11 protein-coding genes and 1 pseudogene are annotated in these 17587 nt (G+C 48.9%); 6 read left to right on the top strand and 6 right to left on the bottom strand.

Annotation, left to right across the window (positions count from 1 at the left end):
• Window positions 1–17 precede the first annotated feature (17 nt).
• Window positions 18–2534: a hypothetical protein gene (locus tag V5T82_RS13535; protein WP_332896188.1), complete on the top strand. Its 2517-nt coding sequence runs from the start codon at window positions 18–20 to the stop codon at window positions 2532–2534.
• Between the two features lie 4 nt (window positions 2535–2538).
• On the opposite strand, the gene V5T82_RS13540 is transcribed toward V5T82_RS13535, so the two are convergent.
• On the bottom strand, window positions 2539–3594 hold the full coding sequence (locus tag V5T82_RS13540) for a helix-turn-helix domain-containing protein (RefSeq protein WP_332896189.1): 1056 nt from the start codon (window positions 3592–3594) through the stop codon (window positions 2539–2541).
• Between the two features lie 273 nt (window positions 3595–3867).
• Here V5T82_RS13540 and V5T82_RS13545 point away from each other — a divergent pair, with 273 nt between their 5' ends.
• Window positions 3868–9486, top strand: a complete 5619-nt coding sequence (locus V5T82_RS13545; protein ID WP_332896190.1) for an RICIN domain-containing protein — start codon at window positions 3868–3870, stop codon at window positions 9484–9486.
• Window positions 9487–9783: 297 nt separating this feature from the next.
• On the opposite strand, the pseudogene V5T82_RS13550 reads toward V5T82_RS13545, so the two are convergent.
• The 4 genes and pseudogenes from V5T82_RS13550 to V5T82_RS13565 all read right to left on the bottom strand — a co-directional run.
• A pseudogene (locus V5T82_RS13550) lies at window positions 9784–10414 on the bottom strand (transposase); the annotation flags it as partial.
• Window positions 10415–10446: 32 nt separating this feature from the next.
• Entirely contained in the window at window positions 10447–10743 is a 297-nt protein-coding gene (locus V5T82_RS13555) for a hypothetical protein (protein ID WP_332896191.1), read from the bottom strand.
• Window positions 10744–10746: 3 nt separating this feature from the next.
• The gene (locus V5T82_RS13560; RefSeq protein ID WP_332896192.1) at window positions 10747–11394 is read right to left on the bottom strand and encodes an AAA family ATPase; all 648 of its coding nucleotides are present in this window, start codon (window positions 11392–11394) and stop codon (window positions 10747–10749) included.
• Window positions 11395–11536: 142 nt separating this feature from the next.
• Window positions 11537–12082 (bottom strand): hypothetical protein, encoded by a 546-nt coding sequence (locus V5T82_RS13565; protein ID WP_332896193.1) that lies wholly within the window; start codon window positions 12080–12082, stop codon window positions 11537–11539.
• Between the two features lie 286 nt (window positions 12083–12368).
• Here V5T82_RS13565 and V5T82_RS13570 point away from each other — a divergent pair, with 286 nt between their 5' ends.
• From V5T82_RS13570 to V5T82_RS13585, 4 genes are all read left to right on the top strand, one after another.
• Window positions 12369–15212 (top strand): AAA family ATPase, encoded by a 2844-nt coding sequence (locus V5T82_RS13570; protein WP_332896194.1) that lies wholly within the window; start codon window positions 12369–12371, stop codon window positions 15210–15212.
• Window positions 15213–15291: 79 nt separating this feature from the next.
• Window positions 15292–15750, top strand: coding sequence for a type II toxin-antitoxin system PemK/MazF family toxin (locus V5T82_RS13575; protein ID WP_332896195.1), 459 nt, complete (start codon window positions 15292–15294; stop codon window positions 15748–15750).
• On the top strand, window positions 15743–15976 hold the full coding sequence (locus V5T82_RS13580) for a hypothetical protein (RefSeq protein WP_332896196.1): 234 nt from the start codon (window positions 15743–15745) through the stop codon (window positions 15974–15976). The genes V5T82_RS13575 and V5T82_RS13580 overlap by 8 nt, the downstream gene beginning before the upstream one ends.
• Before the next feature lie 71 nt (window positions 15977–16047).
• Window positions 16048–16479, top strand: coding sequence for a hypothetical protein (locus tag V5T82_RS13585; RefSeq protein WP_332896197.1), 432 nt, complete (start codon window positions 16048–16050; stop codon window positions 16477–16479).
• A 262-nt stretch (window positions 16480–16741) separates the two neighbouring features.
• On the opposite strand, the gene V5T82_RS13590 is transcribed toward V5T82_RS13585, so the two are convergent.
• On the bottom strand, window positions 16742–17503 hold the full coding sequence (locus V5T82_RS13590) for a helix-turn-helix domain-containing protein (RefSeq protein WP_332896198.1): 762 nt from the start codon (window positions 17501–17503) through the stop codon (window positions 16742–16744).
• Between the last annotated feature and the right edge of the window lie 84 nt (window positions 17504–17587).

Consider the following 17587-nt stretch of genomic DNA (forward strand, 5'->3'; position numbering starts at 1 on the left):
TTCTGGGGAGAACAAAATTGACCTTCAAACGGGCTTTTCTTTCGGTAGGATTGATACTGGCCACCTGTCTTTTTTCGGCACCCTTTGTTCAAGCAGCCGAAACCAATTGGGCGAAGATCAAAGGTGAGGCCATTGATTTGGCCGTTGGGCTCGACGGGACTGTTTTTTCCATTGATGAAAAGCGAGGCGTGAAGCGCTTAACGACCAAAGGTCGTCAGCGTTGGATGTCCGTTCGCGGCGGGACTTTTGTCCGGGTCGTGGGCAACGAAGACGGCCGTGCAATCGGCATTCAATCCAGTGATCGAGGCGTTTACCTCAACAGAGGCAGCCAGTGGAAGCAGCTCGGCAACCTGAAGGCCGTTGATTTAGCGCAGGATCAAAACGGGTCGTTAATTGCTGCAGGCGTGGATGGTCAGTTGTGGGCATGGGATGTGTCCAGCTCACAATGGTTTTCCATTATGCCCTCTCCCAAAGGGCAACGTGTGATGCGTCTTGATATCCAATCACCTGCAACGTACTGGGTGGTTGCGGATAATAAAACGCTTTATCGGCTGGAAAACAGATCCTACACCGTGGCAAAAAACAATGTCATAGATGTGGTTGTCTCTTCTGATCGTCAAAGTGTTTTATCGTTGATGGGTGATGGACTGATTGAACGTCTTGATATTTCTTCTGGGACTTGGACGCGGGTTGAACATGCCACCGAAGTGCGCGCGATTGCCGCTGGGACGGGCGGCAATATCTGGCATTCAGACAGCAATCGTCTGATCTTTCACGCCGACATTTTTGCGACACCGAAGGCCGTGGAGTCGGATGACATCCCTGTTGTGGATGTGAAAAAGGTTGCCAAGGCAGAGAAGAAAGCGACCAAGGCCAAAAAGGTTGATGAGGAAACGAAGACGCCAAAGAAAAAGGCGGACAAGCCCCAAAAAGCCGAAATTGAAAAACCTCAAGCGTTGCTGAAACCAAAGTACACACTGGTCTCGGGAACGGCAGCAGGTTTGTCTGTTGGCGCTGATGGGCGGGTGTTTGCCTATGAAACCGGCGGTAATATCTTCTATTGGAGCAACAGCACGAAACAGTTTGAATCTTTTCCCGGCACGGCTAAAGGCCTCATTGTCGATGAAAAAAATAAATTGTGGGCCGTCACCAACAACGGCGTGGTCAGTCGCTTTGACGGCAAACAGTGGAAAGCGACAAAAGTCACCAACGCCATTGATGTGGCCCTGGCTCCGGATGGCACCGTGTTTGCCACGGATCAAGATGAAGCGGTCTTTGCCTTCGACAAACGCTCAAATCGTTTTCGCGAACGGAAAGGCCTTTCAGCATTTCGCATGACCTTCGATCATCAAGGCGGAGCATGGCTTGTGCGCAAGGATCGCACCATTTACCACTGCAAAGGAACGGCTTGCCGTCGCATCCGGGGTGAAGCCGAAGACATCTTTGTGACCAAATCTGGCTTGGTGCTCAAAACCAACGATAAGAACGAACTTCATCAGTTTGATCCCAATCGTAAAAGCTGGACATTGGTGCGCAAAAAAGTTCGTGATCTGGCGATTGGCCCGGGTGACATGCCGTGGATGATCGACATGGACAAAAAAGTCTACGCCAGTGCGTTCTTCAAGCGCGACGAAAGCAAAGATCAATCAATTGCATTGAAAGCAGAAGCGATTGAAGCTGCGACGGCGCGCAGTTCCGCAGCAACGTCTACGACGACGGCGGCATCGACATTTACCTTCAAAAAGAATCTAGCTTGGGAAGAAATCAACATTTCCGGTTCACACGAACCTTTCATCATTTTTGTGGGCACCAACAATTCAGCCTTTGTCCTGACCCGTGATTCCTCTAACAACTATCTGACGATTTTGGAATACGATACCGGCTCCAACAAGTTCAAAGAAATGTCGACATCGGACCTACCCCGCAAGGACACGAAGCGCATTCGCCGCATGGCCTTGGACCCAGACGGTCGGCCGTGGCTGTCTTATTTGGACGGTGAGTTGTGGCGCCCAGAAGGGGCGAATGACTGGAAACAAATTCCAGCAAGCAAAGTCGAAACAGGTGAAAACATTCGTATGATCGGCATTAATGCTGACAATGTTGTCGTCGGTGTAGACCCGAACGGCGTCGTGCATGAATACAACGCTGATAAAGACAAGTTCGCCAAGTACGACAACGCGGACGACATCAAAGGCGGTGATTTGGCGGTCAGGCCAGATGGCTATCCATGGACCTATGACATCAATGACAGCTACAACCTCTATGCCTATACCGGTTCGAAATTTGAAAAGAAACCTTCGGCTGGGCAAACCATCGATTCCATTGGGTTCTCCAGCGATGGTTCCATGTACGTGGTTGAATTTGGCTACACCCGTTTGTTGAAATGGAACGACAGCAACGAAAGCTTTGACGAAGTTTCGCTGCCGTCCGGACAGGACCCGTTTTGGGTTTCCGTCGCCCCGGATGGGCGTCCATGGATCGTCACGCGCGATTCCGCAACGAATTCTGTCTACACCGTTTACCGGGCAAAATAAGCTTTTACAGAGATAAGTGGTGTAGCCAGTTTTCGTAGCGCCGATCGATACCGTCTTCCGGCGCGGTGCTCAGGAAACTTTCTGGGCGTGTGCCACGCACGTCTCCGGGTGACAATCCAAAACGCGCCCGAAAGGCCCGGCCGAAAGACGTGTCGTTGGCGTAACCGACGTCCATGGCGACATCCAAAAGAGGGCGGTGGCGCATGCCTTCGTCGGTCAAAATCAATAACGCTTTGCGCATACGCCGGTCGCGAACATAGTTTGCAACGCCGCCAAAGCTTTCAAATAATTCGTAGAGCTTGGTGCGCGACATGCCCGCTCTTCGCGCGAGCCAGCCCACGGAAAGCTCAACATTCGATAAGTTATCTTCGATCAAGCGCCGCAAAATGGTGAGCTGGGCCATCTGGGTGCCTGCGCGTTGATCCGGGTGATCAGAAACGGAGCTGTTGATGCAGGCTGCAACAAGACCGATGGTCGCTGGCGAGAGCTCTTGGGCCTGGACGAACGTCATTTCGGGCGCGTTGCGTTTCAGCGACAACATAAAGTCCCGAAGCATCTTGACCAAGGGCTGGCGCCCGGAAAGTATGCGCAAATGCTGATCGTCCGGATACTTTAACTGGTCTTCCATCAAGTCGCGGGGAATGATCAGAGACAGATTCGTAAATTCTGTCGTTTGAAGGTCGATGCCCTGGGCGAGGTCGAAAACCAATAGGCCGTCAACGGGGAAAATGTGGTGCTGACCACCATGTTCCCAGGCCATATTGCCGCTTTCATAAAGTTGGATCATATAGTGATCCATACCGTCGCGGCCGATGAGAAAGGGAGAGCGGTCCCAGCGTTGAGAAATCGTATGCGTCCGCGCCAACATCAACGGCCCGAACATATGTGCATCGACTTCGGCGTGAAAATTGTCGTTTTGGACGGATTTTTCCGCCTCAACCTCAAAAATACACGCAATGCTTTCGCGCCAGACGGCGAATTTTTCACGGTTATTGATGCCGTGCAGGTTAAAAAGTGCTCTGGGGACGCTGCCTGGGGTATTGTCGGACGTACTCGTCATTCGTTTTATCCATCAAAATCTGCCCCTTCCGCAGAAATCTTGAAATCACAGTAGTCCTTTTGCCGTGATTTGTCTCTGCTTCTTTTGTCGTAACCACTTAAGGACGTATTGTTGGTAAAACCTGACGCAAGGTCAGCGTACAAACGCAAAAGTTTGGTACATTCCTTTAGTTCCATTGTATTTCGTATTGATTGAGAGTTTCTCATGTCTATCCGGCTTTTTTCGATTGTTTTTTTATTCCCAATCCTATTTGGGGGTGTCGTTGGCGCACCAGTGGCCCATGCGGCATCGTCGGGCGTTCCTGTTCAGTTGGGCGGCGACAACATCTGCCTTGCCAAATCGAAAAAGGCGAATAAGCGAAAGGCGCCATACATCGTTCCCGGATCCTGTTCTGATAAAAATGCGCTCGGGTTTCAATTGAGCAACACGGCGCAATTGCAAACGGGAGATACGTGCCTGGACCCTCAAGAAGAGGGCGTGCTGTTCCTCTACGATTGCACACCGCACCGAGAAAAGGCTTGGGAGATCGACAACGGAACCCTGCGCAACACGGGCAACGGGAAATGTTTGGGCTGGAGCACAGATAAAATCGGCAAAAACACGGTTGCACGATTGGTTGATTGTGAAAAAGCTCCGCAAATGGCTTTCCTAAAAGAGAGTGCAAAAGCCGACAAAAAAACAGCTCAAAAGGCTATAACGAAGAAAGTGGGTGATGGTATCGCAGCTGGACCCAATACGACCCCCCTATACAAACTGATGGGGGTTAAGGCCAGCGACCTATCGAACCTTGGGAAAATGAATTTTCTCATTGAGGCTGAAGAGCGCACGCATATTCAAGGCAAGGTCACGTTTGCCGGTATGACACGTTCTGGCGTTATCTTTAGCCCGGAAAACAAACGTCAAAAAATTCTGTCCATATTTATGGAACCGGCGGACGCGGAAAAACTGATCCCATCCTTTGATAAAATGCCATTGAGCAAATCAACCTTTAGCCAACCCGTCGTGAACGTTGTTTACAAAGATGCGGCGGCTAAACAAGTGGATGCAAACAAACTGCCTCCACAACTTCGCGATATTTTAACGGCACAATTTGGACGCAAGGCGAAGTTTGATTTTAATTCCGGTCTGTCCATGTTTTCGACCATGGATGTGAAGAGCAGTGGCTTTAAGACGTTTTTGAATTCGTTCAATGTGCGCGAAACAAAGCTGCCGGCGATCATCAAGCTTACAGACCTTTTGGTAACGGTGAACCACAACAAGGCGGATGGCGCTAAAAAACTATTTTCGGCCAAATCTGCCGATGTCATTGAACAGACCAAAATCCAGGTGAAAACAGACAAGCCCAAAGTTCCGGTTCTGGATCATATTTTTGATTTCAGTACGGGTATCTTCACGATTACAGGCGACTTGACGCAAAGCCTTAAAGGACTTGCAGAATTGAAGCTACCTGGGCTGGATATTCCGACAGTCACTAAAATCTCATTTCAAGCTGATGACACGCTAACGGTATCTTCCAAAACAGACTTCGTTTGGAAAAAGGCTTTGGGCGTTCCATTTATTGATCTGAAAAATATTTCGGTGACAGGTTCCGCAACACCGAAGACGCGTCAAGTTTCACTGGCGCTCAACACAACAACGGAAATTGTGAAAAAAGAAATCCCCAGCACGGCCCAACTGATTGTGGCATCCGATGGGGCTAAAAAGCCCTTGTTTGTGAAAGACGTTATCTTAGGCGTAAATGGTGCTTATTCGCTAAAACAACTTCCGGGGTTGAAGGAACTCGGTGCGTTGTCAGATTTCTCCATGAGCGACATGGCCATCAGCTCATCTGGTGTGACAGGCAAAATCACCTGGAATAAAGTAGGTATGGAGGCCAGTGGTGCGATTGTGCGGATTGGCAGTCGCTTTGCGATGCTGCTCAACCCCAAACAAATGGGTATTGATGATTTTGTACCCAACATACCGGATTTCTTTAAGGGTATGAAATTTGCGAACTCCATTTTGTTTGTCAGCACACATGACTTGCAAAATATTCCCAGAAAAAAGATGCCGTTGCTGGTTCAAAAAATGACCAATCATATTACGGATGATCTGGACAAGGGTTTGCCGATCTATAAAGGCCTTGGTGTGCTGGCAACGTTTGATGAAGACAACATTCAGAAAGATCTGCGTAACTTTCTAAACGACAAACTGAATCTGTTTGAAACCCTGGACGGCCCATTGGTTTTGGGCGGGTCCATTGATGGTATCTTCCCAAGCCTGAAGTCAACGAAGTCTAAAGAAACTAAAGCTCAAAAAGCGATGAAGTCTGTGAAGACGAGCAAGTCTGGTTCTGGGAAAAAAGCGAAAAAGGGCAAAAGCAGTGTGCCCAGCTTTACGGCCTATGCACAACTGCCGGACGTCAACATTCCTATCGTGAAACCGTTTAGTGACTTCTTGCAATTGAAACGCGGCGGGGCGGGGCTCTTTGTCCGCTTTATGCCAGCCAGCACATCATTCCAATTGGGCTTGCGCGGCAATATGTTGATGGATCCGAAAAAACTCGGCGGGCCGGCGCAGGACGGAGATTTGAACTTTGTTGGCGAACTGATGGCCAGTGCGGATTTGGTGTCGTTAACAGGCTCGTTCAAAGTCGCTGGTTACATGGATGGTACATGGAATGCCCCGTTTGGCATCAGCGAAAACTTTTCTTATCAAAACCCCGCAATGGTCATTGGTGCGGATACGGAAGGATCGCTTGAATTTGGTGTTGGCGGCACGACGATCACGCAGTTGAACGCCAAAAAGTCCGTTCAAGCAGAAGCGGACATGCTGGTGAACATCAACTTCTCCGCCGGTGGTATTCCTATACCGAAAAAGCTTGGACTCCGTGCGGCCATTGATGGTGAGTACAATATGCTTACCGGCATTGATTTCAACTTGGCCTTTGTCAAAGGCGCACTGACGGGACCGTGGGCCTCTGAGATTGTGAAGGTTGTTCCCAGCGACCAAAGATCAGCGCTGCAGGTGCTTCAAAAAGAGCTGAGAAAAACCGATACGACCGTATCGTCCTTGATCGGACTGGACGATCTTCCCATTCCGCTGATGACGCTGATCAATCCTGAATTCATGTTTGCCACACCGGGCGCGTTTATTCCTGGGCGGGCGCACACAAATAATTTTGGTGCCGTGATTGCCGGCGGTGCACGTTTGGATTTGCTGGGTAAAAAATACAAACTGGCCGAACTGGATGCTCGCTTGACCATCAACGACGGATTGCGGCTTTTTGCCACGGTGCCTGGGTTTAAGTTGGGTGGCGTGAAACTGTCTGGTGGGTCCAAAGTTGTGATGGATGAAAATGGCGCACCAAAACGAAAAGCGACAAAGTCGAATGAGCGGATTGTCGAAATCAACGGTAAGGATTTTGTTGTCGCACGCGTGAGCGACCCCGTCATAGACATTTCCGCAAGCCTCAACGAAGTGCCGTACTTTAAAATCAGCGGCGGTGTGGAAATGCTGGGCTTGCAAGAAGAACTGGATATCAATTTATCCAAAGAGAAAATCGGTTTCTTCTATAACAAGAAGCTCTGGGACATTGCCCATGCCAAAGTGAATGCACAAACGGTTGGGAAAAATCTGCTGAAAACCAACGACTTTATGGTTGATGTGGATATGGAGCACAGCTTTAGAGAAGTTCTGGCCGACAAGGTTCTGCCAGCTGTCGGATTGCCGAGTGTCATTGTTGATATCGTCGCGAAAAAACTTCCTGTTGAGGTCACGGGTCTGAAAATTCGTGGCACGGTTGCTGAGTTCTTGAAAGGCAACCAACCGCTTCAATACCGGATCAAACACCGCTTCTTCGGCGAAAGCAAAGTGCGTGAAGCCGTCGCCAATGTTAAACCCATTTGGAAGGCGGACGATCTTGCCGCGGCGTTCCCGCACGCTGCAGTGTCCAAAGCCATGGCGGCCAGCTTTATTGAATACTTAAACGAAGGCAACCAAGTCAGTCTTGGCCGGGTGCCTTTGGGATTGGTGAACGTTGAAGAAGCCAAACTGTTTGCCGAAGATGGCAATTACTTCCTGCGCGGGGACGTCACGGCCATGGGTTTGCCGTTCTCGAAAACCAAGATATCGTTCTTCAAAGACAACAGTATGGAATTTGATTCCACCACAACGTTGGCCATTCCGCTCGAGCTCGGCGCGCTGGGCAATCTGGAAGACATGGGGGCCGCCAAAGCCAGTTTGCATTACGGTGTGAACTGGGCGAAACACAAAATGGCGTCTCAGATGACTGTAAGCACCAAGGCGGTTGGTTTTAAAGATACCATTGATTTCGATTTCTCCGGCAGCCTGAGCAATCTGAAGGTTGCTTATAGATCCACCAACCCATGCGCCAAGTTTAGTGGCAGCACCAGCGTTTCGGGCGGCAGCATTAAGGCCATGGAACAAAGCATTACCAAAGGCCAGATCCCTGGACCCGGTGATTTTGTCTCCCTCATCGACTTTCAACCGGATGTGAGCTTGCCCGGTCCAAGTGATGCACTCAAGTGCGGCAGCCGCGTTATCGGTGCCGTGGGCAATGTGGGCAAAGCCTTTGAGCAAACCAGCGAAGTGGCTTTTGATCATTCTGTGAAAGGTGCTTCCATTGCCTTTGATTTTACCAAAGATACGCTGGGCGTTGGCGCACGTACTCTTGGCAGTGTGGCAAGTGACATTGCAAGAGCCCTGTCTCCTGGTCGCTGTGGCAGTGATGGCGGAAGAACCAAGGACCTGCGGATGTTTCGTGCGGTTGATCGGTCCAATTTGAATAAAGGAAATAATCTCTGCCTTGATGTCAGGGGGTGTGGCGAAGATGACGGCTCGGAAGTCATTTCTTACAAATGTCATGGGCGCTCAAACCAACAATGGCGCGTTCTCAGGGATGGCCGCATTCAAAACCAACAAGGCAAATGTCTTGTTACGAGAGATCGTTACGTTCATGGTGTGAAGCTTGTGATCTGGGGGTGTAATGACCCAGGGGCCGTCCGCGCTTGGGCCGATTCCGATGGGCAATTGCATCTGTTCACCAAAGATGGTGACGGAAAATTATGTTTGGCCTTCAACCGATCAAAGTCACATGCCACAGCGATTGCGGTCAACTGTGAGCATCCAGGTCACCCTGAGGCCAATCGTTGGGGATATTATTATTCCGACGAAAAAGACTGGGGCGGTGTGCGCACTGAGTTCCACGAAGACGTCTTCTTGGACCCGGAATACTTCAATCCCGACTATTATCGTAAAACCAACAAAGGCTACCACAACGCCGCTGGTTTCGATGGTTCATACCAATCCGCAATCCGTCACTGGACAATCTATGGCATGCAAGAAGGCAAACGGGGCCATCCTGACTTCGATATTGCCTCCTACATCATGGCGTACCCAGGCCTTTACGACAGCATAGGCATGGATTTCATGCCCGCGTATGAGCATTTCCGTGAGCATGGCCGAGAAGAAGGGTACAATGGGCGTTCGGTCTATCAAATCCACAATCAGTCGGGTATGTGCACAGATGAGGAAAGTGGTCAGCTGTCCAAAGGCGGCAAGATGATTGCGTGGGGCTGCGATCAACTGCCGCGCCAGTTCTTCTCCTTGAACGAAAATGGTCAAATCCGGTCACAAAACAATCTGTGCTTAGATACGACCGATCCAGATGTTGATGAGGAGGAGCGTCTGATTTTGTGGGGCTGCGCCGACAAAGGCAAAGCGTTTGAACGTCAGAAATGGACACGTGTGTTTGATAATCACATCATGCATGTCCAATCAGGCTTGTGCATCAACGTCACGAAAGAAGCGCGCAAGGGCGGAGAGTTGTTGTTGACCTCATGCAGCGAAACGCTCAAAACACAACAGTGGGAATTCTTGCGCCCCAATTAAAGCCGCTGATTAGCGTCTGGTTTTGTAAAAGACTGGGGGAGAGAGGCTGCAATAGCTCAGTCTCATCTCTTCCCATGCCTTCTCATGCCATCTCATACACTGTGTGGGGTGCCCAAAGCGCGTTCGGTCGAGCGACTGCGCGAGATATGGCCCTCGCCTACATGGGCTTAGGATAACGTATAAATTCTTTCGCACATTTGTTTGAGGTTGGTGGCCTCGATCTGGTTAAGGTGGTGATTGCGAGATCAACCACACCAGACCAAGGAGCCACCATGAGCAAGATTACCACAAAGCCCGGCGATCCAAAGTGTTTGGAGCGACGTGACTGATACCACCACCTTTAAAACCTCTATGGCGCTTATAGCCACGTTGAGAGCGGATTTCTGCGGATTTCATAATTCTATGCACGCGGTTTTTACCGCAGCTTTCGCCATGATCTTGCAGATCCTTGGTGATGTTGCGATAGCCATAAGCACAGCCACTTTCCAACCAAAATTGTTTGATCAAACCGAGAAGCCTTTGGTCTTCAAGGGCTCTTGGGCTTTGTGGACACTTAAGCCATGCAAAAATCCTCTGCGGTGAACGCCGAGAATACGACACATAACCATCACCCTATATTTATTGAGCGGAGATTTTATGAACGCGTACTTTTGCGGGAATCGCTGGCAAAGAACGCGGCGGCCTCCTTTAATATATCGCGCTCCTCAGTCACGCGGCGGAGCTCCGACTTCAGTCGGCGAAGTTCATCTTGCTGACTTGTAATCGTTTGATGCTGGGTACCTGTGTCGCCGTATTTGGTGATCCAGTCACGTAGGCTTTTGCTGGTCACACCAAGTCGATCTGACACTTCCCCGATCTTGTAACCACGTTCCGTAACTTGATGGACAGCTTCAATCTTGAATTCTTCTGTGTAACGTTTGCCACTCATCTCAAACACCTCTCTGTTGCGTAATTGGTATGCTAAAAAGTGTCTAGGGTACTAGGGGCTTGCCCCTCCTTCTTTCGAAGATACATACTGATAGCTTCTAAGATGAGATCGTTCACACGAACCTGCTTACGCTTAGTTTTCTGCCCACCGTTTGCATAACTTAAATCGAGGGCTAAATAATGCAGGCGACGATGTGTCTCCGGATCGAGGTACAGGCTTGTTTTTACGGCTTCCCCCTCCTTCAGTTTTTGGGTGAGCGGTTTATGCGGTTCTTGTTCATCTTCAAGCGGCTGCTTGTTTTCGAACGTGGCGATATTCATTTTTCCCATGGTTTAAATCCTTTCTTTGATGGTGTTCCAGAGGCCACGGATTTCGTCCGCAGCTTTGCTATGTGGAGATGCCTCAAGAACGCCACGTCCGTCGTTGAGTGAACGCGAGTAATCGAGACGATTACGAATGATGGTTGGGGCAAGCGTTAGGCCATATTGTTCAAGAACGGCTTGTGCCTCGATGACGTCCGGGTTTTCGCACATACCTCGTTTAGAGGCAGCTTGTGTAATGACGAACACTGTACGGTCAAGAGAACCAGCGTTTTTTAAAATCGCGTAGGTGTTTCCCACCGCTTCAAGATCAACGACGGTTGGGCGTACTGGAACAACAATCAAATCCGAAAAGCACGCAAGTTCTTGATAGCGTTCAGTGCTGCGCGGTTCGGTATCTAGAAAAATAATCTCTTTGTGCGTTTTCTTAACTTGGTCAAAGACCTTATCTATAGACATGGTGCGAGGTACGTCACCATAGCTCAGGTCCATGATAGTCTGAGTTCGTTTGTCAAAACGTTGGGTAATACTTGCTTGAGGGTCGAGGTCTAAAATGGCACTGGGAATACCGTCCTGCATGCAGGCGATATACAGATTTGCGGCAAGAGTGCTTTTTGCACTCCCGCCTTTTTGCGAATGTATTGTTATGAGTGTGGTCATCCGGGGGCTCCTTAAAATCTAAAAATCGGCGACAATCTCAGATAAGGAAATCGCTCAGAGCACCCAAGCTTTTTTGCATTATGACGCTATAACATTTTGAAACTATGGTGATAAAACTTTGCAACGACAACGTGGCATGACGTCATAACTGCGCTTCACCATGATGTGACGATGGCTCAACATCTCTATGCACTGGCGTCACGATGTTAATAACGATGTGCGGATCATTTAGACGCTTTTCCAAATACTTTTTGGATGCATTACCCTTGTATACCGTGAATGTTTTTCCATCCTTTCGGGTTTGGCGGTCTTTTTTCAAGCCTGCTTCACGAAGGATTGCTGCCTGAGATCGGTCAGCACGACCTGGAAGGAATAACTCGATATCATGCCTAAGCTGTGATGAGGTCAAGGCTTCCAATCCTTTTTCCCGTAGACGTTCATGTCCCTCAATGTCCAGTTCTGCTGCACGAACAAAGACGCCAGCGAGTAGAGCGTCATCATATTTGTGAACTCCAATGTCAAAGGCTATGCGACCAATGTTATATAAGCGGTCTAAATGGTCCTTGCTTTTTAGCTCACTAAGTTCTCGTTGCGCCTTACGTTTTTGCTGCTCCGCAACTTTTCCCGCATTTATCGCTTTTTCAGCCTCTTCGATAGCCTTCTCAATTTTGGCTTGTTCCTTACGCATCTTTAGTCCTCTAGAGTTTCTTCATGTTGTGGTGATCTAAAGAGGACATTGAGCTGGTGCTGGAAAAAGCAACAGGTGATGTAATTATTTCTTTTTGCGTTTCCTATGTGACGTTCCTTGTGGTCTGGAAATGACACGGCGCGGAGCTGCCGTGTTTGATCTCTTTGGGGGCGATAGCAACACTATACAAATTTGTCGGCAATCAAATTTGTGTGTTCGCCTCCAGCGGGGGTAGGCAGATCTAAAATTCACTTCAATCTCCTTCACAAATAGTAAGGAGATTTACATGTCAGATTACTTCAACATTCGTGTGCTTGGTGCAGATGACAGAGCGTCATCCAGTATCATTGGTCACGTCGCATACACATCACGAAGTAGAATGCACGATCCGGTCCTCGAGGAACTTGGAGGCACCAAACACACCTTCGACTTTTCAGATCGAAAAGACGAACTCTACACAAGCGTGCTGCTCATGCCGCCTCACGCTCCAGAAACTTTAAAGAACAATCCAGAAATCGTTTGGGGTACAGCCCAGGAAGCTGAGGTTGCTAAGTCCACGGGCCAGTATCGCAAGAATGCGCAACTGGCCAAATGTGGCACAGTTCATTTTAACCGGGTATCTCGTGTTTCGCTCTGGGGGCAAGTTGCCTGCTTGGAAGCGTTCTGTAAGCAACAGTTCGTTGATCCAGGTCTCGTTGTTCAGATTGATGTGCATCCCTACGGTTCGCCGCTTTATCCGGACCAGAATGATGAAGATCAAACAAAGATATCTCTGGAATTTGAGCACTATCCCAATACCAAGATAATTGATGTCTCCCGCATTCCAGATGAACCTCTATGTGATACTGAGCATATCCTCCGACTGTCTGATGGTCGCCACTTCATCTATATGCCCCACGCACACCTGACCATATCGACGCGTACTGTAACGCCTGACGGGTTCAGCAAACGCAAAGCGCGACACCTAAACCCATCGTTTGCCAATGGACGGGTTATAGATGGTGACGACTGGACGGATCAATGGGTGCTGCACCAAAACGAATGGTATAGTGCCCGTAGCGTATCAGCCCGTGTTGTCAAAACCAGCTCCTATGATCGTAAGTACGTGGGGAAAGCGCATAATACTGCTGCAGGCCTTGAAGAAGCCGAGGTAATCCGCGTGGAAACGCTTAGGCGCCTGCAGGAAGAACCAGATTTCTTGTTGGATCTGGCGCTAGAACATCAAGCGACATTCAGCGTCCAAGATCTTCGCTACATTTTGCGTCGTGCAGGTATGACGCCCAGGGAAGCACAACGTTATGCTGATATAGCGTTCGAGCGCTCTGACGTCATAAAACTCCATGACGTCATGACATCTAAGGTGCGAGAGATCTATACCCGCACAGATGTACGCCACCAAGAACGCCTGGTTCTACAACTTACCGACGCCATAAAGGCGCGGCGCTTTAGCATAAAAGAGGAAGCTTTCCATGATGCCATAGCATCTCGGACCATGAACGCTGAACAAGTCGAGGCGTTTCGACGTCATGTGTCGGGTGATGGCATAACGTTTACGCAGGGTAGAGCTGGAGCAGGCAAGAGTTACATGCTCGGCGCCGTCAGAGAGGCGCACGAGGCATCAGGGTATGACGTCATAGGTCTGGCGCCGACCAATTCTGTTGCTTCGGATATGAAAGAGGATGGATTTGCAGCGGCTGCGACGGTTCATGTTGCCGTTTTTAGAGGAGAGAAAGGAAAACTCGACTGGAATGAGCATAGTTTGGTCATCGTTGATGAAGCTGGCATGCTGGATACCGAAGTTACTCTGAAGCTTTTAAACCAAGTGGCGAAGTCCGGCGCCAAGCTAGTGATGGTCGGCGATGATCGGCAACTGTCGTCTGTCAGACGTGGCGGTATGTGGCCCCTGATGACAGACCGCCATGACACATCATTGATGAATCAGATCAATCGTCAAGTAACGGATTGCCAGAAAAGCGCCAGCATTGCGTTTTCAGAAGGACGCGTTGGTGATGCAATCCGTGCGTATGACGATCAAGGATACGTACACTGGAATGGAAACCTCGACCAAGCGCTTGGAGACCTCCTTCAGAAATTCGAGCAAGACTTAGAAATGTCCCCAGACATGGTCCGCTTTATATATGTATCCACGAACACCACGGTAAATACGGTAAACGCGGAGGTCCATGGTATGCGTGTACGGCGAGGGGAGGTCACGAACATTCATGAATTTAAAACGGAACGCGGACCTATCTTGATGGGAATTGGTGACCGTATTCAATTCTACGAAAACCAGAAACAAGACGGTATCATCAATGGCCTCATGGGAATTGTTATCTCCGTCTTACCTGAGGAAATTCAGGTAAAAACAGATTCAGGAGAACACGTTTCCATAAACCCAACGGAGTATCAAAACTTTGGACACGGATACGCCGGAACCGTTTACCGTGGACAAGGCAAAACGGTGGGACAGTCCTATTGCCTCTATGACAACAAATTCGCGTGGTCTGCAAAATCGGCGTATGTCGCTATGACAAGGCATAAGAAGCAGGTCGATCTATTTGTTCCCAGAGATCTGGCACCTGATTTCGAACACCTTGTTCGTCAGGTTAGCCGTGAGGGGAGGGATGGCGCCTCACTAAACTGGGCAACAGAAGCCGAGATGGTTGAGTTTAGGCATATAGCAAAAACCAACTCTTCCCCTTCTGAGGATCCATATAAGACAACATGGGGCAAGCTTTGGGCTGATTTTGTCGTGCGAACGACCGATACGGTATCTTTGCTCACAGATACTGCCCAAACGGCAATTCGAGAGATAGTAAGTTTTTATAAGCCAAAGAAAACCCGTGACGACGATGCTTTTGACACAGAGCAATATCATCAGAAAATGCGCAAAAAGCCTCGCTACAATCTCATTGATGAATTTAACAGCCTTGCCGAACAAATAGAGCTCACTGAAAGACCTGATGCGCGCCGGGTAGCACTGCAAAAGAAAGAGATTCTGGAAGATATCGCTTCGTCAAATAACTTGGATCTCTCAGATGACCCCCGCATAGCCATTGCTAAAAAACGAGATGTAGAACGAAGGGACGCAATAAAACAGGCGCAGAACCAAGGCCGACAGAAAGGATAAATCGGAAGTCCATCTCCCGCGTCGTTTTGCAAACGCGGGGGATGTCCTCCCTCGTTACAAGCGAAGGAGGAAAATGAGATTGTCAAAAAAGTTAGAAGTTGGAGATGTGGTTCTTTGCCCATTCCCGACTGAAGAAAGGCCAGGCCTGCCTGGCCCAAAACTGCGCCCATGTTTGGTTGTTGCTACACGCCGTAAGACGATGTTCTCGTGTGAAACGGTTGAAGTTGCGTATGGGACTTCGGTCCAAAAAAGAAAGCCTGGTGCATCTGTCACAGTGAGTGATGCGGAATGTATGGCAAGATCTGGTTTAGATCGCCCTACAAAATTCTTGTTGGGGAAACGAGCTATCGTTCCGGCAAGAAGTTGCTTCGTCCAATCAAAAATTGGAAGCGTGCCGGAGCGTTTCAAGCAAGCTCTCAAGATATTTCTCAATAACGAAAAAGAAGGGCTGCGCAAGGCCGCGCGCCGTTTTGGACGAAAAAAGCAGAAACCTTGGACACCGTCGTCCGAACAATTGAAGGAACTTCAAAATGCATAACGAACTCAGTGTTGCCGACATTCTAAATGCGGCCACCAAACTTGCCGTTGCGGATATCTCAAAAGCTAATAGCGTACATATCAAGCGAAGCGTAATGGATGCTTGCGAAGCATTGATTGATGCGGGACTTGTTCCCATCGACGTGGCGCCAGAGGTAAGGAGATGTTGTGACATCAATCAACAGCACACAGTCGATGCTTTGCGAACATATCTTGATAGCCAGTGATTTTCACAACAGCCCCTACAGTCATCTGTGGGGGTTGTTCATTTTCAGTATATCTAATTAGGAGCAAAACTATGAATTTCGAAGATTTAGAAAATTTGAAACTTGAAACGCTAATCAGTCGACACCGTAGTCGTTTTGATCTGCGGTATTCTAAAGAGAGTGACATTAAAGGGGTGGAATGTGATTCCTCAGACCCAGCTGATGGCCGAATGGTTAAAGACGAATTCGTCAGCTGGGTGTTTATTACCTTCGAGGACCGTGAGCAGAATATATCACAAGTCATCCTAACGGGCGTAAGGTCAGATGGTTATACCGGAACAAGTCCAGTCATCAATTATAATCGAGAACAAGGCTGGGTCGTAACGCAGAGTGGCTCGCTCTACATGCTTAATGGACCTGCCGGTGAGGTTCCTGCGGACATCTCCAGAGTTATGTTCATTGCAGGTCTCTTTAATATGTGGGGCATCGGTCAAGTCCTAGGCATGCCACCAGTCTATTTTTAGCTGCGAACGAGTACATCAATGAAACTGTTGCTTTGTATGAACTGCAGTGATGTCCGTGCGCTCCGTGTTGGCACGCTTGTTAGCTGTCAATGCGGAGCTAGCTCTGGGCGTTACATCGACAATAACGGACAGGCTGAATTTACAGGTGGTGACGTCCTACTACTGGGTATCAACAATTACAGTCAGATTAGAGCAATTCGGAAACATCAAAAAGGAAACCGCACTGATGGGCTGGGACATGAGTTCACAGCTTTCATTATTCCTATGTGCTTGAGGGACTGAGCCACAGAGCAAACCTGCCGCTGCTAATGGGGGTTAATGACGCGCTCTTCGGCGTGGCTTGGTAGCTTGATGAGTTCAGGCCTTTTTTATTCTTCACTTCGATAAGTGTTCTGATCCGTTCAACCTTATCATCCGGTATGGGCGTCGTGCCGGCTTCGTATTTCACGTATTGGCGTAAAGTCATCCCTATTTCTCTGGCCATGGCCTCTTGCGTCAAATTCAAAGGCGGGGATTTACGGATCGCTTTCAGTTGTTCCGGCATTAAAAACCCATGTGCCTTGTAATTACTCCAATTCGCCAAAGCTTCCGTTAGGCCAAGGTCGAGAGCTGACCGTTGGGCTTGCGCTCGATCCCTCTTTAAAAGCCTTTGGATAATCATGTTGGCTTCTTGGGGTGTGCTGACAATGCGGTTGCTGACGATTGTTGTGAGGTCGATAGAGGGGGCGTCTTTTACGGACTGCTCAAGAACGCATTTGATCTCAGTTCCGAGCTCTTTCGCCTGTATCTCGGAATATTTCCACCAGTCGTGCTGGCCAGCGAGCACCATAAGAGCTTCATCCCAGCGCAAGGGGTGAACATCAATTTTCTCGATTTCCCTCGAAACCGCTTCGCCATTTTGGTGGCGCCGATACACCCAAATCAGTTTTGCCATTGCCCCTATCGGGTGAGGCAATTTGTTCCATTCATCAGGCTCTTCAGCTGCGGAAAGTGCCTTTTTTAGGGTTTCTACAAATTTTTTCATATCTCTAACTCATTGAAATAATGTGTTTCTAGTATAAATTATTAAAAAACATGAATTATTATAATGCACATTTTTCAAAAAGCG

Origin of the sequence: Magnetovibrio sp. PR-2 (assembly GCF_036689815.1) — a bacterium.
Classification (GTDB): Bacteria; Pseudomonadota; Alphaproteobacteria; order Rhodospirillales; family Magnetovibrionaceae; genus Magnetovibrio.